The organism is Polaromonas sp. P1_F4 (assembly GCF_056405675.1).
In genome coordinates, this window is sequence record NZ_JBFUBP010000001.1 from 662,979 (window position 1) to 680,655 (window position 17,677).

A 17,677-nucleotide genomic window follows, 5' to 3' on the forward strand; every position below is an offset into this window, starting at 1 on the left:
CTCCTGGTAAAAACGTTATTCGAATCGGTTGCTGAGCCTGCCGATACCGGCAATCTCCACCTCGACCGTGCTTCCCGGTTTCATGGATCCCACGCCGATTGACGTACCGCACAGGATGATATCGCCTGCATGGAGTGTCATGTCCTGGGATATCAAGCTCACCAGCTGCTTCACTGAAAAGCGCATGTCGCTGATGGGATAGTCCTGGCGGATCTCGCCGTTGAGGATGGTTTTAACTACCAGTTTGTCCGGATCAAGACCTGTGGCCACGACGGGACCGAAGGGGCAGAAGGTATCCAGCCCCTTGGCGCGAACCCACTGGGCAAACGAGGCATCACGGTTCAGTATGTCGGCGACCGTTACGTCGTTGGCGCAGGTGTAGCCGAACACATGATCCATCGCATCGTGCTCGGGAACCTGCTTGCATGTTTTGCCGATCACGATGCCCAGTTCGCCTTCAAAAACTACTTTGCCATTGCATGGGGGCTTGAGGATGGTTCCGTTTGGATCCAGGTAGGAGTTCGGCGCCTTGATCAGGTAGAGCGGCTCGGCTGGCACAGCCAGGTTGAGTTTTTGACCCAGGGCGTGGAAGTTGTTCCACATCGCGATGACTTTGCTAGGCCGTACCGGCATCAAGAGTTCGACGCTGGCCAGGGGCAACGCTCGGTCTGTGGGTGTCGCACCGGAGAACATGTTGCCCTGGCAAACCCGGATGCTCTCTCCCTCGAGAGTTCCGAAGCCGGTTGAATTGCCTTCCCTGAAACGTAGCCAACGGTTAGACATTCCGGCCCTTCACGTGTACAGCGCACTCGGCGTGAACCGGGGTGCTGGCGTGGTGTTTTTTGGCCGGCTATTGGCTGGCGTGAGTGAATGGCTGGACCAGCCGGCATAAGGAGCCGGGTTTGCCCGGCTGGCGACCATGCTGGCATGGCAGCGGGCCTTGGCCGCTTCGATGGCCTCAACCAGGAAATCTGCTTCGTAGGCTCGCAGCAGATGCGCCTGCTCGGTTTCCAGATAGGTACGCACGGCATCCTGGCCTTGTGCCTGCAATCGGGCATAAGTGGGGGCATCCCAGTGCCAGGTCAAGCCGAGCTCTTCGAATGCGGCGTTGTAGGCGTGGCGGGTCTGATCGGTCCGGTCGGCGGCCGTGTTGTCAAGCGAGGTGTTGAGCATGGAGGTCTCCTTTGATGGGTGGATGCTCTGGGGCACTTTTCGATGCGCGATGCACCGGGCTTAAGACAACTGTAGAAAGAATGGATGATTAATGATAGTTAAAGTATTTCATATAAATGATTATCTATGAGTTATATATGAATAATGCCAGGCGCGAAGGGTTGTGGTTCACGCAGGTGGGTAAGAGTGCAGTGACTTTCCGGCGCGCCTGCGTGCGGACGCCAATCCCGAACAAGTGGGGGTGAGAAATGGAGGCTGGAGTTTTTTCGGCAGTTCCATCACGGAATGCGATCCGGCCGCACGAGACTTTTTTCTTCGGCTGGACCAATAACAGGCCCAATGCCGGCTGCATGAGCGGTGCGGAGCGACTTTGGGGACGGTTAATTCCCGGTGCAAACGGACGCAACGCAAAGACGCCGGATCCACGCTTGTGCAGCGCGTTCCGGCAACGATCACCCGACTTGCTGGCCGATCTCGAAGTTGGCCAGTTTCTCCAGTGCGCGCACCATGGCAGAGTGGTCCCAGGTCTTGCCACCGTGTGCGACGCAGGAATTGAACAGCTCCTGCGCGGTGGCCGTGTTGGGCAGCGAGATGCCGAGCAGGCGCGCGGTGGAGAGCGCCAGGTTCAAGTCCTTCTGGTGCAGTTCGATGCGAAAACCCGGATCAAACGTGCGCTTGACCATGCGTTCACCATGCACCTCCAGAATCTTCGATGACGCGAAGCCGCCCATCAAGGCCTGGCGTACACGCGCGGGGTCAGCGCCGGCGCGGGCGGCAAACAGCAGCGCCTCGGCCACAGCTTCGATGTTGAGCGCCACGATGATCTGGTTGGCCACCTTGGCGGTCTGTCCATCACCGTTGCCGCCTACCAGCGTGATGTTCTTTCCCATCAATTCAAACAGCGGCTTGATGCGGTCAAACACGGCTTGCGGGCCCCCGACCATGATGGACAGCGTCGCATTTTTTGCGCCGACTTCGCCGCCGGAAACCGGTGCGTCGAGGTAGTCACAGCCCAGTGCGTTGATTTTCTGCGCAAAGGTTTTGGTGGCTATGGGCGAGATGGAGCTCATGTCGACGACAACCTTGCGTTCACCTGCGTCTGCGGACGAACCCTTCAGACCGGCGGCGATACCGCCTTCGCTGAACAGCGCAGCCTCCACGTCAGGGGTATCGGGCACCATGATGAAGATGATGTCCGCGCGCTCTGCCACGCCGCGGGCATTCACGCATTGCGTGGCGCTGCCACTGGCAATCGTGTCGGGCATCTTGCCGAGGGTATGGACAAACAGCTGGTGCCCGGCCTTGATCAGGTGGCCGGCCATGGGCGTGCCCATGATGCCGAGGCCGACGAAGCCGATTTTCAGGGTGTTGGAGGTCATGTAAACGGAGTCCTTGTGAGGTGGTGCGGGTCAGCTTGTCAGGCGCTGGCGCCAGCCCAGCCCGGCATCCGTCGTGCTGGCAGGTTTGTACTCGCAACCTATCCAGCCGCCATAGCCAAGGCGGTCCAGATGCGTGAACAAAAATGCGTAGTTGATCTCGCCAGTGCCCGGCTCGTTGCGGCCGGGGTTGTCGGCCAGCTGGATGTGAGCGATGCGTGCCAGATGTTTTTGTATCGTCGCCGCCACTTCACCTTCCATGCGCTGCGCGTGGTAAATGTCGTACTGCACGAAGGCGTTGTTGGCACCGACCTCGTCCAGAATGTCCAGTGCCTGGGTCGTGCGGTTCAAATAGAAGCCCGGAATATCAAAGGTGTTGATCGGTTCGATCAGCAATTTGAGGCCGGCTTTTTTCAGTTCGCTGGCTGCGTAGCGCAGGTTATCGACAAAAGCTTTGCGCAGAACGGCGTCACCGGCCCCTGCGGGTGTTTTGCCGGCCAGGCAGTTGAGTTGACTCACACCGAGCACATGGGCATACGCGATGGCTTGGGCAACACCGGCACGGAATTCTTCCACGCGGTCGGGGTGGCAGGCAATACCGCGTTCACCGGCCTCCCAATCGCCGGCGGGCAGGTTGTGCAGGACCAGCTGTAAACCGTTGTGATTGAGCCTGGCCTTGATGTCGGCGGCGCTGAAGGCGTAGGGGAACAGAAACTCCACCGCCTTGAAGCCAGCTTTCGCAGCTGGTTCAAAGCGGTCGAGGAACGCATGCTCGGTATAAAGCATGCTGAGATTGGCGGAAAATTTAGGCATGGTTTCTCTGCTGGTGGGGGTGTTGGCCGTTGTTACGGGCTTACTCAAGCAAGCCGGCCAGCTCCAGGCCTTCACGGCCCTTGGGGTGCCGGCAGTCGATGTCTTCAAACTCGTTGACCTTGTCGATTTCCGTGCCCATGGCGATGTTGGTGACCTTTTCGAGGATGACTTCCACAACCACCGGCACCCGGTATTTGCGTGCCATCACCTGTGCTTCGACCATGGCGTCATTGATCTTTTCAGGGTCGGTCACGCGCAATGACTTGCAGCCCAGGCCTTGCACCACGGCCTGGTGGTCCACACCGTAACTGCGCAGATCACCATCGCCTTCCGGTACGTTCTGGTTCTCGAAAGCCAGCTGCACGCAGTAGTCCATCTCAAAACCTCGCTGGGCCTGGCGGATCAGGCCCAGATAACTGTTGTTAACCAGCACCTGCACATAAGGCAGGTTGAACTGCGCACCCACGGCCAGCTCTTCCATCAGGAACTGGAAGTCATAGTCGCCGGACAGCCCGACAACGGTACGTGTCGGGTCGGCTGCCACTACACCGAGGGCCGCGGGTATAGTCCAGCCCAGCGGCCCCGCCTGGCCGCAGTTGATCCACTGGCGTGGTCCGTACACATTGAGAAACTGCGCGCCGGCAATCTGGCTCAGGCCAATGGTTGTTACGTAAATGGTGTCGCGCGGAAACACCTTGTTCATTTCCTCGTAAACACGCATCGGCTTGATGGGCATCTCGGTAAAGTGGGACTTGCGGTGCATGAGCTTTTTTCGCTCAGCACAGCGGGCGGCCCAGCTGCGATAGTCAGGCAGGCTCTTGGCAGCCTTGCGTTCGCGGGCGACTTGCACCAGCAGTTCCAGTGCGGCTTTGGCGTCGCTGACAATGCCAAAGTCCGGATTGAACACCCGGCCAATCTGTGTCGGCTCGATATCGACGTGTACAAAGGTGCGGCCTTTGCAATATACCTCGGGCGAACCGGTATGGCGATTGGCCCAGCGGTTGCCGATACCGATGACGAAGTCGCTGGCCAGCATGGTGGCGTTGCCGTAGCGGTGGCTGGTTTGCAGTCCGCACATGCCGGCCATCAGGGGGTGATCGTCGGGAATGGTGCCCCAGCCCATCAGGGTGGGGATCACCGGCACACCGGTGAGCTCGGCAAACTCGATCAGCAGATCCGAAGCGTCGGCGTTGATGATGCCTCCGCCGGCAACGATCAGTGGCTTGCTGGAAGCAGCAAGCATGTCGAGCGCCTTTTCGATCTGCTTGCGGCTGGCGGCCGGCTTGTACACGGGGAGCGGCTCGTAGGTGTCAATGTCGAATTCAATTTCAGCCATCTGCACGTCAAAAGGCAGGTCGATCAACACCGGGCCGGGCCGTCCCGAGCGCATCAGGTGAAAGGCCTGCTGGAAGGAACGCGGCACCAGCGCCGGCTCACGCACAGTCACGCTCCACTTGGTGACCGGCTTGGAGATGGACTCGATGTCCACCGCCTGGAAATCCTCCTTGTACAGGCGCGCACGGGGCGCCTGCCCGGTGATGCACAAAATAGGGATGCTGTCGGCAATTGCCGAGTACAGCCCGGTGATCATGTCGGTACCGGCTGGGCCGCTGGTGCCTATGCATACCCCGATGTTTCCGGCCTTGGCGCGCGTGTAGCCTTCGGCCATGTGCGATGCGGCCTCGACGTGCCGCGCCAGGATATGCGTGATCGACTGTCGCTCACGCAGTGCGGAATAAAACGGGTTGATGGCCGCGCCGGGCACACCAAAAGCTTGTGTGATGCCTTCTTTTTCCATCACCAGAACGGCGGCCATGGCGGCCTTCATTTTTGCCATCGAAGTCTCCTAGAGGTTGCTGATCGTTGAGACGGATGGTCGCGACGTTGGTGGTTGCGGGGAAGTCCCATCCTGTGCATTACGCTTATTCCAAACTGGAATAAATGATTGCCTGGCCGATGTCGCCGTGGTCTACTTGTGGCCATGGACCGCATTCAAGCCATCCGGCTTTTCATTCGCGTGGTGGACCTCGGCTCTTTCAGCAAGGCGGCGGCCGACATGGGTATGGGCCAGCCGTCAGCCACCAAACTGGTGGTGCAACTGGAAAAGCAGTTGGGTTCACGGCTGCTCCACCGCTCGACCCGCGGCGTGACACCCACCGAGATCGGCGCGCTGTACTACGCCAAGTGCAAGCTGATTGCACACCATGTCGAAGAGGCCGAGACCGTGGCGGCGCTATTACAGTCGCAGGTCCAGGGCGGCCTGCGAATCACTACCTCCGTAGCTTTCGGACGGCGTGTGCTGGTGCCGCTGGTCATGCGTTTCATGCAGATGCACCCCAAATTGCAAATCGAGTTGAACTTCGAAGACCGTTATGTCAACCTGGTTGAGCAAGGCATTGACGTGGCGATCCGGATGGGGCCGCTCGCTGACTCGACGTTGGGGGCGCGTTACCTGGGTATCAACCCGTGGGTGGTCGTGGCCTCGCCCGAATACATCAAGAAGCGCGGTGCGCCGGCCGACCCTGCGGATCTCGTTGAGCACGATGCACTGATTTACAGCACCGTACAGGGCGATGCGCGCTGGCATTTCAACGGGGCCGAAGGCCACGCGCGTCCGGTCTCGGTCAGTGGGCCGCTGCGTTCGAACAATCTCTCGGCGTTGCTGGCGGCTGCGCGTGGCGGCATGGGCGTGGCTGCCTTGCCCAGGTATGTGGCGCATGAGTCGGTGCGCAGCGGTGCCCTGGTGCCTCTGCTGAACGGTTGGGTGCTGCCATCGCAGGAAATCCATGCTGTCTATCCTTCGCCCCAACTGGTGCCAGCCAAGGTCAACGGCTTTGTCGGTTGGCTGCAAGGCCAGTTCGGCGAGTCCTGGTGGGCGGACCAGAAATAGTCACAGGCGAAAGCCCATTCTGGTCGTCCGGCCTGCGATGAATGATTATTCATTGCTAACCCATTTGATACCATGAATTACTTATGAGTTATGGATTAAAGGGGCCGAGATGAAGAATGCGACGTTGCGCCAGCTCAAGGTGTTCGAGGCTGTGGCCCGCAACTTGAGCTTTTCGCGAGCCGCCGAAGAGCTGCACCTGACACAGCCGGCGGTGTCCATCCAGGTCAACAAACTGGAAGACCACGCAGGCCTTCCACTGTTTGAGCAGCTCGGAAAAAAAATTCATCTCACGCCAGCGGGCATTGAGATGCTTCACTCCAGCCGGATCATCATCCAGCAGTTCAAGGAGGTGGAGGAAGCCATGGCGCAGTTCAAGGGCATTTCCGGCGGCAAGCTGAACGTTGCGGTGATCAGCGCCGGCGACTATTTCTTTCCGCGCCTGCTCGTTGAGTTTGCACGGCGCCACTCGGGCGTGACGCTGGACTTCGGCGTCTGCAATCGCGAGGAACTCTTGAGCCAACTGACCGACAACCTGACGGATCTGGCCGTCATGGTGCGCCCGCCGCTGGACATGGACACAGTGAGCGAACCTTTCGCCCCGCACCCTTATGTTGTTGTGGCAGCGCCCAACCATCCGCTGGCAGCCAAGAAGCGCATTCCGCTATCGCGCCTGGCCAGCGAACCCTTTGTTGTGCGTGAAAAGGGTTCCGATACCTGGAATTCGATGGAGGAGGGTTTCGGCACGCACCTGGCTGACCTCAACATCGCGATGGAGATCAAGAGCACGGAAACCATCAAACAGGCCGTGATCGCGGGCATGGGGGTGAGTTTTCTGTCGGCGCATACCATCAGCCGCGAACTTCAGGTGGGCAGCCTGACCGTGCTCGACGTGCAGGGTTTTCCGTTGATGCTGAATTGGTATGTCGTGCACCGTCGCAACAAGCGGCTGACGCCGGTAGCGCAGGCGTTCAAGACTTTTTTGATGACCGATGGCGGGGCGTTGATCGAGCAGACAATTGGTTTTCGGCCCAAAACGGCACAGCCCCGGCGTGCTGTCACCCGCCGTTAGCACAACAAGGGTTAGCGCAGCAGGAAATAGGCTGCCAGGATATACAGCACGACCGCGAAGACTTTCTTCAGCGGCTGGATGTCCATGCGGTGCGCCGTGCGTGCGCCCAGGGGCGCTGTACAAATGCTGGCCACCGAGATGATGACCAGCCCTGGCAGGTACAGAAAGCCGATGGAGCCGGGCGGCATTTGCGGGAGATTCTGGCCGGCCCAGATGTAGCCCAGGGTGCCGGCCAGTGCAATCGGAAAACCAAGCGCTGCCGAGGTTCCCACGGCGTCATGGATTTTCACGTTGCACCAGGTCATGAAGGGCACCGAAACGAAGGCGCCGCCTGCGCCCACCAGCGAAGACAGCATGCCGATGACACCACCCATGCCAAAGGTGCCCAGGCGGCCGGGCAGGGTGCGGCTGGGTTTGGGTTTACGGCCCAGAAACATCTGGGTGGCTGAAAACGCCACAAAAACGGCAAACAGGATGCTGAGGATTTTTCCCGGCAAGGCCACTGCCAGTTGGGCACCAATCAATGACCCCAGCAAAATGCCGGGCGCCAGCAGCCGAACGATGGGCCATAGCACGGCCCCGCGCCGGTGGTGCGCACGCACTGATGACAACGAGGTGAAGCAGATGGTGGCCAGCGAGGTGGCGACCGCCATTTTCACGGTGTATTCCTGCGGGTAGCCCTTTGCCGTGAGGATGAAGGTGATGAACGGCACCATCAGCATCCCGCCGCCGATGCCCAGCAGGCCTGCGAGAAAACCGGTGCACAGACCCAACAAGAGAAGTTCGGCAATAAGTTGGGGTTCGAGAGACATCAGATCTGCTGTGGCACGGCGGGCTGGGCCCGCAACCGGCTATTGTTTTTGTTCGCGGCCTGGATTCCGTTCGGATCCGGGACAAGAAAAGAAAGGTGTCTGCGAGTGCCACTGGACCGTCATCCTGAACCGGGGTTCAGGTGGGCGAGGGCAGTCAGGTTTCGGGTTCGTCTGACGCGAGACGATCACACCTGCCGGACAATTTACCAAGCCCGTGCTCGAAGAGCATTGGTTCAAGGAAATATAAAGCCCAATGCGCATCGCAGACATGTTCATTGTAGGCCTTTGCGGCCCTCGCGCGCGAAGTAGGGAGTGATTTACCGCAGGGGTGCGCGGGCTTAAAGCAGGCGGCCGTCAACACCCAGGGCCGTGTCAAGCCGCTGTAGCAAGGCTGTGAGTTGCGGATGCGTTGTTTCGCCAGCACTGGCGGTTGTTTCCGCTGTTGTCGCGGCGGGTGTGGGCGTGGCGTTTGGCGTGCGCTCGGGGAGCTCAAAGGCGAGATTGAGCGCCGCCAGAACGGCAATGCGGTCACGTGCCTTGATTTTCCCGGCATCGCGAATCCTGCACATGGCCATGTCAACACGGTTCACGGCGTCCAGCATTCGGGCGTCGCCATTTTCGGGGCAGCCCAGCAAATAGCTTTGGCCCATGATCTGCACTTCGAGCTGTTTCATGACTCGGTTCCCACGGTGTTTTTGGCGGCATGCCCGTTGGTTTCGGGCAGGCGCTCCAGCAGTGCATCCACACGGGCGCGTGCCGCGCCGAGCCGCGATTTGAGGGAGTCGCGTTCGTGCGTCAGAACGCCGACCTGCTCCACCAGGAGCTCGTTGGTACGCTGCAGCTCCTCATAGCGCAGCAGGAGCCGCTCAACGCGTTCGACGATCTGGTCGATTTGGGTTTGGTTCGACATGGCAGCTCCGATTGTAGGGTTTGCGGCCGGACATGGGGAAGGCCCGCGTAGAATCTGCCCTGTTGGTGCCCGCAGTGTGGTTCGCACGCTGCAGTTCAACGGGAAGCAGGAGGGGGTCAAAGCCATGCATCAGGTCAACCTGATTCGCTGGCGCCGAGACCTTTAACCTGCGCTGCCCCCGCAACGGTAATACGGACGAATGGGCTCCTGACGCCAAGTCAGAAGCCCATTCAGCTTTCATCACTAGCCACTGAGCGTTTTGAACACACGCTTGGGAAGGCGATGGAGGCAGTTCCGTCAGCCCGGATACCGGCCAACAAGGTGAACGCGCACGTCCATGAACTGGCATGAGCGTTTGTAACGCTCATGCACTGGCGGGGAAGCCAGTGAGGGTATTTTGTTGATTGTCTGATTCCATGAAAACCTGTGTTTTCCACACACGCCTTGCCGTGCTTCCGCTGGCTGTGGCCGCTGCCTTTCCCGCCTTGTCCCAGACTGCCCCGGCGGCCCGGGCCGGCGCGACGCCACAACTCAAGGAAATGGTGGTAACCGCTACGCGCAGCGCCCAACCCATCGGCGATGTCATTGCTGATGTCACGGTCATTGACCGTGAAACCATAGAGCGCGCCGGCCCGGTGGGGCTGGCTGACGTTCTGGTTCGCGTGCCGGGCATACAGATCACCCGTAACGGCGGTATCGGCAGCAATACAAGCGTTTTTGTGCGTGGCGGTGAAACCCGCCACACCCCGGTTTTTGTAGACGGCGTGAGGATGGAGTCGCAGACGACGGCTGGAGCCGCCTCCTGGAACAACATCCCCCTCTCGCAGATTGATCGCATTGAGATCGTGCGCGGCCCCAGCAGCGCAGTCTATGGCTCCGATGCCGTGGCCGGCGTGATCCAGATTTTCACCAAGCGCAGCCAAGGTCCTTTTTCGCCTTCCGTGACGGTCGGTTACGGTTCCTACAATACCAGCCGGGTCGAGCTCGCCGCCAGCGGTTCAGCGGGCGGCTTTGACTATTCTCTGGGCTTGACGCAGGGACAAAGCGATGGCTTCAATGCCCGGACCATCCCGGCTCAAAACCCCGATGCCGACGGCTACAAAAGCCAGAGCGCCAATGCCAAGCTGGGTTTGCAGATCAACCCTGACCACCGCATTGAAGCCAATGTGTTGCAGAGCCATATGGATGCGCAGTACGACGGCGGCCTTACCCGCGATTTCCGCCGTATCAGCGACCTGCAGACCCTGGGCCTGCAGTGGGAAGCCAAATGGTCTGGCCAATACAGCACCAAGCTGGCGATCACGCAAGGTACCGACTCAGGTGAAGAAGGCCTGAACGGCTCGACCCCGCAGATTTCTTACGACAAGAGCACCATCAGCACGCTGCTGTTCCAGAACGAATACCGCATTGGCGCGCATCTCCTGAGCGCCACACTGGAAAGCCGTCGCGATGTGTTCCGCCTGGTCGGATCCTCGGCCGTGCCGGCTGGCATGAGCACCCTCAACGGGAACCGTTCGCTGGATGGCGTGAGCCTGGGCTACGGCTGGAGCGGCGGTGCGCACACGGTGCAGTTCAACGCCCGCCATGACACGGACAGCGAATTCGGCGGCAAAACCACCGGCTCCGCCGCCTACGCCTTGGCGCTCACACCGCAGTGGAAAGTGTCCGCATCCGCCGGCACCTCCTTTCGGGTCCCCACGCTGTACCAGCGCTTCAGCATTTACGGCACCTCGACCTTGAAGCCCGAATCCGGCCGCAGTGTGGAAATGGCGCTTAAGTACAGCCAGGGGACTGCCCAGTATGGTGTCACCGCTTATCGCAACCGCCTGACCAACCTGCTGAGCTATGTCACGGGCAACGGCCCCTGCCTCAACGGCGGCCCGCCAACAGTGCTGAGCAATCGTGGCTGCTATGCCAACACGGCGCAGGCCCAGTACACGGGGCTGACGTTCACGGCTGCAGAGGCGCTGGGCAATGTTCACGTCCACGGCTCGCTGGATTTGCAGAATCCCAAGAACCTGGTCACCAACCGAACCCTGCAGCGCCGCTCCCGCCAATACGGCACGCTGGGCGCCGAGATGCCAGTGGGCAGCTGGCAACTGGCGACCGACCTGGTGATGGCCTCGCACACCTTCGACAGCGACACCAGCAACGTGGTGCTGCCAGGCTACTCGCTCGTGAACCTGAGCGCCACGACGGCGCTGTCGCGCGACTGGAAACTGGTCGCCAAGCTGGACAATGTGACCGACAAGGTCTACCAGACTGCCGGCACTTACGCCAATGGCCGGCGCTCTGTGTACGTCGGCCTGACCTGGGCGCCCCAGTAAGTAAGCCTCATCCACACCAGCCATGCAAACCTCCGTCCGTTGCCCTGCCATTCTCATCGCCGCCCCGGCTTCCGGCCAGGGCAAGACGACGGTGACCTGCGCGCTGGCGCGCCTGCATGCGCGGCAGGGCCGCCGGGTGCGGGTTTTCAAGTGCGGGCCGGATTTTCTGGACCCGTGCTGGCACGCTCTGGCCAGCGGCACGCCGGTGTACCAGATGGATCTGTGGATGACGGGCGAGGACGATTGCCGCGCGCGCCTGCATGCGGCGGCGCAGGAGGCCGACCTGATCATTGTCGAAGGGGTGATGGGCCTGTTTGACGGTGAGCCCAGCGCGGCCGACCTCGCACAGCGCTTTGGCTTGCCGGTGCTGGCGGTGGTGGATGCATCGGGCATGGTGGCAACCTTCGGCGCGCTGGCCTTTGGCTTGCAGCACTATCGTCCCGATATGCCCTGGGCCGGCGTGCTGGCCAATCGCGTGGCCAATGCGCGCCATGCGGGCATGCTGCAGGCCAGCGTGGCGCCGGAACAATGGTTGGGGGCAGTGCTGCGCAATGCCGCGATGAGCCTGCCCAAGCGCCACCTGGGCCTGACCGTGGCCACCGAAGTGGCAGATGCCATGGAGCGGCTGGACGCCGCAGCCGATACGCTGGCCACCACGCCGCTGGGTCAGATGACCCTGGACGACTTGCAGCGCTGGGCGGTGGACTTCGCGGCACCGGAAGCCTCTGCGCCCATTGCTCCCATGCTGAAAGGCAAAACCATCGCTGTTGCGCGCGACGCCGCCTTCTGCTTTATCTACGCCGCCAACCTCGACACCCTGCACTCGCTGGGTGCCGACGTGGTGTTTTTCTCGCCGTTGTCTGGCGCGGCGCTGCCTGCGTGCGACGCGCTGTGGATTCCCGGTGGCTACCCTGAGCTGCACGCAGAGGCGATTGCCGCTAACACCCCCATGCGGGAAAGTCTGGTCGAGCACATTGCCGCAGGCAAACCTGTGTGGGCTGAGTGCGGCGGCATGATGGCGCTGTTTGAGACGCTGGTCACGCTGGATGGCGAGCGCCATGTGCAATGGGGCGTGCTGCCTGGTGAGGTGACCATGCAAAAGCTGCTGGCCGGCCTGGGCCCGCAGCAGCTGCCGCTGGCCAGCGGCACCTTGCGCGGCCACACCTTCCATTACTCGACCACGGCCACGCCCCTGCAGGCGACGGCCCGAACATCGCGCCCAGGTACCGAACCTTCAAACGACGCGGGTGAGGCCGTGTGGCAGCAGGGTGCGGTGCGCGCCAGTTACTTTCACGCCTGGTTTCCATCCTGCCCCGAAGCGGTGGCGGAGCTATTCACCGCACCTGTGGAGGCGGTTACATGACGGACTTGCTGCACTACCAGCCCGGCCCGCAGCGCATCGTCTGCCTGACCGAGGAAACCACCGAATGGCTTTACCTGCTGGGCCAGCAGCAGCGCATTGTGGGCATCTCGGGCTACACCGTGCGGCCCAGGCGCGCGCGAGACGAGAAGCCGCGCGTCAGCGCCTTCCTGAGCGCCAAGATCGACAAGATCATGGAACTGCAGCCCGACTGCGTGCTGGGCTTTTCGGACCTGCAGGCCGACATTGCATCGGACCTGGTCAAGCGCGGCGTGCAGGTCACCATCTTCAACCAGCGCAGCGTGGCCGAGATTTTCTCCATGCTGTTTCAGTTGGCTGCCATGGTGGGCGAGGCAGAGCAGGGCGCGCAGCGCATTGCGCAGATGCAGGCCGATCTGCGTGCCATGCAAGTGGCCGTCGCAGCCAGGGTGGCCAACGGTGCGCGCCGCCCCAAGGTGTATTTTGAAGAATGGGACAGCCCACACATCAGCGCGATCCGCTGGGTGTCCGAGCTGATCGGCATTGCGGGAGGTGACGATTGCTTTCCTGAGCTCGCCGCCGAATCGCTGGGCAAGAATCGCATCATTGCCGACGGTACTGAGATCGTGCACCGTAACCCGGACATCATTCTGGGCTCCTGGTGCGGCAAGAAATTCCGGCCTGAGAACGTGGTGGCGCGCGAGGGCTGGAGTGCGGTGAATGCGGTGCGTCACAACCAGCTGTTTGAAATCAAGTCGCCCGACATCCTGCAGCCCGGCCCCGCTGCGCTGACCGACGGCGTGGCTCGGATGCACCAGATCATTTTGCGATGGATGGACGCTGACCAAGCCGGAGCGTACCAATCATGAACGCGATGACGATTGCCAAAAGCGAATTGATTTTGGGTGGCCAGAAAAGTGGCAAGTCACGCCGTGCCGAACTGCTGGCGCGGCAATGGTTGTTGCAGTCGACAGAAAACCGCGCTGTGTTGATCGCCACGGCCCAACCCTGGGACGACGAAATGCGCGAACGCATTACCCGCCATCAACAGGACCGTGCCGCACGCGTGCCTGGCATGGCCACGGTCGAAGAGCCGCTGCAACTGGCGCAGGCCCTCGCGCAGCACAGCCGCATGCACACGCTGGTCGTTGTCGATTGCCTGACCCTCTGGCTGACGAATTTATTGATGCCGGCGGAAAGTCTTAAGGAAAAAGAGCCCGCAGCGCAGGAGGGACGGGCGCAAGTAGCTATGCTTTTAGGAGCAATACAGGCTGCCGAGGGGCCGGTCGTGCTGGTCGGTAACGAGATCGGGCTGGGGGTGATACCGCTGGGCCGCGAGACGCGCGCGTTTGTAGATGCGCTAGGGCGCCTGAACCAGGATGTGGCCGTCACCTGTCAACGGGTGACGTTGATGGCGGCGGGCCTGCCATTGACTTTGAAAGATACGGCATGAGGGTACAACTATTCAGCCGTTTTCATGGGCTCCTCCCGCGGCGAGGGCGCGGGGCGGCAGAGCGTTCTGCTCCGTGTCCCCCGCCCGCTTTGCGGGCTCCTCCTTTACCTGCGCAGAACCCTCTACCGCCCCGCGTCTTGGCGGCTTTAATGCTTGCGTTCGCTTTTACGCTGACCAGTGCCGCCCACGCGCTGCAGGTCACCGACGACCGCGGCGTCACTGTCACGCTGCCAGCAGCACCCCAGCGCATCGTCAGTCTGCTGCCCTCGTTAACCGAAACCGTATGCGAACTCGGCCAGTGCCAGCGTCTGGTCGGTGTGGACCGCTATTCCAACTTCCCGGCCAGCGTGCAGAAGCTGCCACAGGTGGGTGGTGGCTTGGACCCAAATATCGAAATGATCGTTGCCCTCAAGCCCGACGTGGTGCTGATGGCCACTTCGTCCCGCGCGGGCGAACGGCTGCAGGCGCTGGGCATCAAGGTGGTGGCCCTGGAGCCCAAGCGCCATGCCGATGTGCAGCGTGTGATACTCAAGCTCGGCCAGTTGCTGGAGGTGCGTGATGCCGCACGCATCTGGCGCGCGATTGATGCGGGTGTCTCTGCCGCAGCCCAGTCGCTGCCGGTCAGCGTGCGCAATGTGAAGGTCTACTTTGAAGTGAACCAGGGCCCGTATGCGGCCGGCGAGTCGTCCTTCATTGGCGAAACGCTCACGCGCCTCGGTGCCCAGAACATCGTACCCGCCAAGCTGGGCCCGTTTCCCAAGCTCAACCCCGAATACATCGTTCGCGCCAATCCTGACCTGATCATGATCGGCCAGCGCAGCGCCGGCGGTTTGACGGCCCGGCCCGGCTGGCAAAGCATCCGCGCACTGCGCGAGCAGCGGGTCTGCATCTTCCCACCCGACGAGGCCGACATGCTGGTGCGTCCCGGCCCGCGCATGGCTGAAGGTGCGCGCCTGATGGCCCAATGTCTGCTGAAAAATGCGCCCGCCCCGGGAGCCAAACCATGATGCAAACCCGCGTTTTCTGGCTGGTCTGGGCCGGTGTGCTGGGAGCATTGGCTTTGGTGGCGTTGGGTATCTGTGTCGGCAGCGCCGGACTGGAGAACCTGATTCGTCCGCTGCTCAACCCCGCACAGGACCCGCAGCAAACCGCCATGGCACAGCAAATCATCTGGCAGATCCGCCTGCCGCGCACCTTGGGCGCCTGGGCCGCCGGCGCCTTGCTGGGCCTGGCCGGTGCCGTAGCCCAGGGCCTGTTTCGCAACCCCCTGGCTGACCCGTATTTGCTGGGCAGCGCCTCGGGTGCCTCGCTGGGCGTGGCGCTGGCATTGGCCGCTTTGGGTGGGGGCGCCGGCATGTTGGGCGGCAGCATGATGAGCGGCGGTATGGCCGTCAGTGTGTTCTCCAGCAGCTTGTGGGTGCGTCTGGGGTTGACCGGTGCGGCGTTTCTGGGCGCCGTGTTTGCGGTGATGCTCACGCTGGTGCTGTCGCGCGGTGTGGGCCACACGCTGCGCCTGCTGCTGGCCGGTGTGGTGGTGGGCGTTGTGTTGGGTGCCATGACGCACCTGGTGCTGCTGTTCTCGCCCGAATCGTTGCAGGCCATGCAGGCCTTCATGCTGGGCTCGACCGCCTTTGTCGGTTGGACCTCGTGCGTGCTCATGGCCAGTGTCTGGGGCGTGTGTGTGCTGGCGGCGTGGCTGTTGGCGCGCGTCCTTGATGGTTTGAGTTTGGGTGACGCTACGGCGATCAGCCTGGGCCTGCCGGTGGCGCCTATGCGAGCGGCGCTGGTGGCGGTACTGGCGCTGGCTACGGGCACCGCGGTGGCTCAAACCGGGTTGATCGCTTTTGTAGGCCTGGCCGCACCGCACCTGGTGCGCTCGGTGGTCAAGACCACGCACGCGCACCTGATGCTGCTCTCCAGCCTTATGGGCGGCGTGTTGCTGATGGCGGCCGACACGTTGGCACGCTGGCTGATCGCGCCGCAGGAGCTGCCCGTGGGCATGCTCACCGCGGTGCTGGGCGGCGGCTATTTGTTGTGGCTGATGCACCGTAGCAGCAGTCTGGGTGGAGGGCGTGCGGTATGAGTGATGCTATGAAATCAATAGCTGTCCGCGCAGACTCCATAAAGGCCAGTCTCGGAAATGGCTTGCAAAAGCAACACGTACTGCACGGCATCAGCCTGGACATTGCGGCGGGTCGATGGACCAGCATCGTCGGCCCCAACGGCGCAGGCAAGTCCACCTTGCTCAGGGCGCTGGCCGGCGTACTGCCGCACAGCGGTGAAGTCAGCTTGCTCGGCCAGCCGCTGCAAAGCCTGCCGCACCGCGAACGCGCCCGGCAGCTGGCCTGGCTGGGTCAGAACGAAACCTCGGCCGATGACCTGACGGTGTGGGACGTGGCCATGCTGGGCCGCTTGCCGCACCAGGCCTGGCTGGCCCCGCCCAGCGTCGCCGACCGTGCAGCGGTGGAGCAGGCCCTGCGCGCCACCCGTGCCTGGGACTGGCGCGAGCGCGCCTTGGGGCAACTGTCCGGCGGCGAGCGCCAGCGCGTGCTGCTGGCGCGTGCCCTGGCAGTGCAGGCCCAGGTGCTGCTGATGGACGAGCCGCTGGCCAACCTCGACCCGCCGCACCAGGCCGATTGGCTGGACGTGGTGCGTGCGCTGGTGGCCGAAGGAAAAACCGTGGTCAGCGTTCTGCATGAGATCACCATGGCATTGCAAGCCGACACCATGGTCGTGATGGCTGAAGGCCGCATCACCCACCAAGGCGCCTGCGCCGATCTGGCCACCCACCGCGCACTGGAAGACGTATTTGACGGACGCCTTGCCGTTCATCCCTTGCAAGGGCAGTGGATTGCGCTACCCAAAGTCAACCATCCCGCAAAGAGAGCCCCCATGCAAATTGAAACCCCACCCGTCGATTACGAACGTGTCGTTCCTACGGCCGAGCGTCGTGGCCTGATCATGATCAACACCGGCCACGGCAAAGGCAAAAGCACCGCAGCCTTTGGCCTGGCCCTGCGTGCGCATGGCCGCGGCAAGGCCGTCAAGGTCTACCAGTTCATGAAGGTGCCTACGGCGCGCTTTGGTGAGCACCGCTTGTTTGAGCAACTGGGCATTCCCATCGAAGGCCTGGGCGACGGCTTCAGCTGGAAGAGCCGCGACCTGGACCACTCGGCGCAACTGGCACTCGACGGCTGGGCCAAGGCAGAAGCCACCATCCGCGCGGGAGAACACTTCATGGTGGTGCTCGACGAAATCATGTACCCGCTGCGCTACGGCTGGATTCCGCTGGAGACCATCCTCACCTGCCTGCGCGAACGCCCGCCGCATGTGCATGTGGTGCTGACGGGCCGCAATGCACCGGGTGAGCTGGTGGACCTGGCGGATACGGTGACGGAGATGACTTTGATCAAACACCACTTCAAGGCGGGTGTGCCCGCGCAACGTGGCATTGAAGACTAGAAATATGGCCCCCACGCTTTTCACTTCGCCTTCGGCTCCGTGTAATGCGCTGC

17 protein-coding genes, 1 other RNA gene, 1 pseudogene and 1 riboswitch are annotated in these 17,677 nt (G+C 61.9%); of the genes and pseudogenes, 10 read left to right on the forward strand and 9 right to left on the reverse strand.

Going from position 1 to position 17,677, the window contains the following annotated elements; genetic code table 11:
* Positions 1-15: 15 nt before the first annotated feature.
* From AC1DYQ_RS03165 to gcl, 5 genes are all read right to left on the reverse strand, one after another.
* Positions 16-783 carry a fumarylacetoacetate hydrolase family protein gene (locus AC1DYQ_RS03165; RefSeq protein ID WP_477685534.1) on the reverse strand — a complete coding sequence of 256 codons (768 nt, stop codon included), beginning with the start codon at positions 781-783 and terminating at the stop codon, positions 16-18.
* 9 nt (positions 784-792) lie between these two features.
* Positions 793-1,173, reverse strand: a complete 381-nt coding sequence (locus tag AC1DYQ_RS03170; protein ID WP_477685535.1) for an HAD family hydrolase — start codon at positions 1,171-1,173, stop codon at positions 793-795.
* A gap of 452 nt (positions 1,174-1,625) precedes the next feature.
* Complete coding sequence (gene glxR, locus AC1DYQ_RS03175; RefSeq protein WP_477685536.1) at positions 1,626-2,552, reverse strand: 2-hydroxy-3-oxopropionate reductase; 927 nt, start codon at positions 2,550-2,552, stop codon at positions 1,626-1,628.
* 30 nt (positions 2,553-2,582) lie between these two features.
* Positions 2,583-3,362: a hydroxypyruvate isomerase gene (gene hyi / locus AC1DYQ_RS03180; protein WP_477685537.1), complete on the reverse strand. Its 780-nt coding sequence runs from the start codon at positions 3,360-3,362 to the stop codon at positions 2,583-2,585.
* A 40-nt stretch (positions 3,363-3,402) separates the two neighbouring features.
* Positions 3,403-5,199 carry a glyoxylate carboligase gene (gcl, locus tag AC1DYQ_RS03185; protein WP_477685538.1) on the reverse strand — a complete coding sequence of 599 codons (1,797 nt, stop codon included), beginning with the start codon at positions 5,197-5,199 and terminating at the stop codon, positions 3,403-3,405.
* Between the two features lie 144 nt (positions 5,200-5,343).
* On the opposite strand from gcl, the gene AC1DYQ_RS03190 reads away from it, so the two are divergent.
* Both AC1DYQ_RS03190 and AC1DYQ_RS03195 read left to right on the forward strand, forming a co-directional pair.
* On the forward strand, positions 5,344-6,252 hold the full coding sequence (locus AC1DYQ_RS03190) for a LysR family transcriptional regulator (protein WP_477685539.1): 909 nt from the start codon (positions 5,344-5,346) through the stop codon (positions 6,250-6,252).
* A 109-nt stretch (positions 6,253-6,361) separates the two neighbouring features.
* Complete coding sequence (locus tag AC1DYQ_RS03195) at positions 6,362-7,321, forward strand: LysR family transcriptional regulator (RefSeq protein WP_457280492.1); 960 nt, start codon at positions 6,362-6,364, stop codon at positions 7,319-7,321.
* Positions 7,322-7,332: 11 nt separating this feature from the next.
* Here the strand turns inward: AC1DYQ_RS03195 and AC1DYQ_RS03200 are convergent, their stop codons facing one another.
* The 4 genes from AC1DYQ_RS03200 to AC1DYQ_RS03215 all read right to left on the reverse strand — a co-directional run bounded on the left by AC1DYQ_RS03200 (position 7,333) and on the right by AC1DYQ_RS03215 (position 9,043).
* On the reverse strand, positions 7,333-8,133 hold the full coding sequence (locus AC1DYQ_RS03200; RefSeq protein ID WP_457280493.1) for a sulfite exporter TauE/SafE family protein: 801 nt from the start codon (positions 8,131-8,133) through the stop codon (positions 7,333-7,335).
* Positions 8,134-8,225: 92 nt separating this feature from the next.
* A non-coding RNA gene (gene ssrS / locus AC1DYQ_RS03205) (6S RNA) lies at positions 8,226-8,405 on the reverse strand.
* Between the two features lie 66 nt (positions 8,406-8,471).
* Positions 8,472-8,807 carry a cell division protein ZapA gene (locus AC1DYQ_RS03210; protein ID WP_457280494.1) on the reverse strand — a complete coding sequence of 112 codons (336 nt, stop codon included), beginning with the start codon at positions 8,805-8,807 and terminating at the stop codon, positions 8,472-8,474.
* A complete protein-coding gene (locus AC1DYQ_RS03215; RefSeq protein WP_457280495.1) occupies positions 8,804-9,043 on the reverse strand; it encodes a DUF904 domain-containing protein in 240 nt (79 codons plus the stop codon). Before AC1DYQ_RS03215 ends, AC1DYQ_RS03210 begins: the two co-directional genes overlap by 4 nt.
* Positions 9,044-9,089: 46 nt before the next feature.
* Positions 9,090-9,375, forward strand: a riboswitch (cobalamin riboswitch).
* Positions 9,376-9,459: 84 nt separating this feature from the next.
* Here AC1DYQ_RS03215 and AC1DYQ_RS03220 point away from each other — a divergent pair.
* From AC1DYQ_RS03220 to cobO, 8 genes and pseudogenes are all read left to right on the forward strand, one after another.
* Positions 9,460-11,370, forward strand: coding sequence for a TonB-dependent receptor domain-containing protein (locus AC1DYQ_RS03220; RefSeq protein ID WP_477685540.1), 1,911 nt, complete (start codon positions 9,460-9,462; stop codon positions 11,368-11,370).
* A 22-nt stretch (positions 11,371-11,392) separates the two neighbouring features.
* Positions 11,393-12,733, forward strand: coding sequence for a cobyrinate a,c-diamide synthase (locus tag AC1DYQ_RS03225; protein WP_477685541.1), 1,341 nt, complete (start codon positions 11,393-11,395; stop codon positions 12,731-12,733).
* The gene (locus AC1DYQ_RS03230) at positions 12,730-13,578 is read left to right on the forward strand and encodes an ABC transporter substrate-binding protein (protein ID WP_477685542.1); all 849 of its coding nucleotides are present in this window, start codon (positions 12,730-12,732) and stop codon (positions 13,576-13,578) included. Before AC1DYQ_RS03225 ends, AC1DYQ_RS03230 begins: the two co-directional genes overlap by 4 nt.
* Complete coding sequence (gene cobU, locus AC1DYQ_RS03235) at positions 13,575-14,162, forward strand: bifunctional adenosylcobinamide kinase/adenosylcobinamide-phosphate guanylyltransferase (RefSeq protein WP_477685543.1); 588 nt, start codon at positions 13,575-13,577, stop codon at positions 14,160-14,162. Before AC1DYQ_RS03230 ends, cobU begins: the two co-directional genes overlap by 4 nt.
* A gap of 149 nt (positions 14,163-14,311) precedes the next feature.
* Positions 14,312-15,169, forward strand: coding sequence for an ABC transporter substrate-binding protein (locus AC1DYQ_RS03240; protein WP_477685544.1), 858 nt, complete (start codon positions 14,312-14,314; stop codon positions 15,167-15,169).
* Entirely contained in the window at positions 15,166-16,245 is a 1,080-nt protein-coding gene (locus AC1DYQ_RS03245) for a FecCD family ABC transporter permease (RefSeq protein WP_477685545.1), read from the forward strand. Before AC1DYQ_RS03240 ends, AC1DYQ_RS03245 begins: the two co-directional genes overlap by 4 nt.
* An 8-nt stretch (positions 16,246-16,253) precedes the next feature.
* Positions 16,254-17,027 (forward strand): annotated as a pseudogene (locus tag AC1DYQ_RS03250) (ABC transporter ATP-binding protein); the annotation flags it as partial.
* A 27-nt stretch (positions 17,028-17,054) separates the two neighbouring features.
* Positions 17,055-17,624, forward strand: coding sequence for a cob(I)yrinic acid a,c-diamide adenosyltransferase (gene cobO, locus AC1DYQ_RS03255; protein ID WP_457280977.1), 570 nt, complete (start codon positions 17,055-17,057; stop codon positions 17,622-17,624).
* Positions 17,625-17,677: the final 53 nt, after the last annotated feature.

Coding starts and splice junctions, on each gene's coding strand:
- AC1DYQ_RS03165 (WP_477685534.1), bottom strand. CDS start 783: ATGTCTAACCGTTGGCTACGTTTCAGGGAAGGCAATTCAACCGGCTTC.
- AC1DYQ_RS03170 (WP_477685535.1), bottom strand. CDS start 1,173: ATGCTCAACACCTCGCTTGACAACACGGCCGCCGACCGGACCGATCAG.
- glxR (WP_477685536.1), bottom strand. CDS start 2,552: ATGACCTCCAACACCCTGAAAATCGGCTTCGTCGGCCTCGGCATCATG.
- hyi (WP_477685537.1), bottom strand. CDS start 3,362: ATGCCTAAATTTTCCGCCAATCTCAGCATGCTTTATACCGAGCATGCG.
- gcl (WP_477685538.1), bottom strand. CDS start 5,199: ATGGCAAAAATGAAGGCCGCCATGGCCGCCGTTCTGGTGATGGAAAAA.
- AC1DYQ_RS03190 (WP_477685539.1), top strand. CDS start 5,344: ATGGACCGCATTCAAGCCATCCGGCTTTTCATTCGCGTGGTGGACCTC.
- AC1DYQ_RS03195 (WP_457280492.1), top strand. CDS start 6,362: ATGAAGAATGCGACGTTGCGCCAGCTCAAGGTGTTCGAGGCTGTGGCC.
- AC1DYQ_RS03200 (WP_457280493.1), bottom strand. CDS start 8,133: ATGTCTCTCGAACCCCAACTTATTGCCGAACTTCTCTTGTTGGGTCTG.
- AC1DYQ_RS03210 (WP_457280494.1), bottom strand. CDS start 8,807: ATGAAACAGCTCGAAGTGCAGATCATGGGCCAAAGCTATTTGCTGGGC.
- AC1DYQ_RS03215 (WP_457280495.1), bottom strand. CDS start 9,043: ATGTCGAACCAAACCCAAATCGACCAGATCGTCGAACGCGTTGAGCGG.
- AC1DYQ_RS03220 (WP_477685540.1), top strand. CDS start 9,460: ATGAAAACCTGTGTTTTCCACACACGCCTTGCCGTGCTTCCGCTGGCT.
- AC1DYQ_RS03225 (WP_477685541.1), top strand. CDS start 11,393: ATGCAAACCTCCGTCCGTTGCCCTGCCATTCTCATCGCCGCCCCGGCT.
- AC1DYQ_RS03230 (WP_477685542.1), top strand. CDS start 12,730: ATGACGGACTTGCTGCACTACCAGCCCGGCCCGCAGCGCATCGTCTGC.
- cobU (WP_477685543.1), top strand. CDS start 13,575: ATGAACGCGATGACGATTGCCAAAAGCGAATTGATTTTGGGTGGCCAG.
- AC1DYQ_RS03240 (WP_477685544.1), top strand. CDS start 14,312: ATGCTTGCGTTCGCTTTTACGCTGACCAGTGCCGCCCACGCGCTGCAG.
- AC1DYQ_RS03245 (WP_477685545.1), top strand. CDS start 15,166: ATGATGCAAACCCGCGTTTTCTGGCTGGTCTGGGCCGGTGTGCTGGGA.
- cobO (WP_457280977.1), top strand. CDS start 17,055: ATGCAAATTGAAACCCCACCCGTCGATTACGAACGTGTCGTTCCTACG.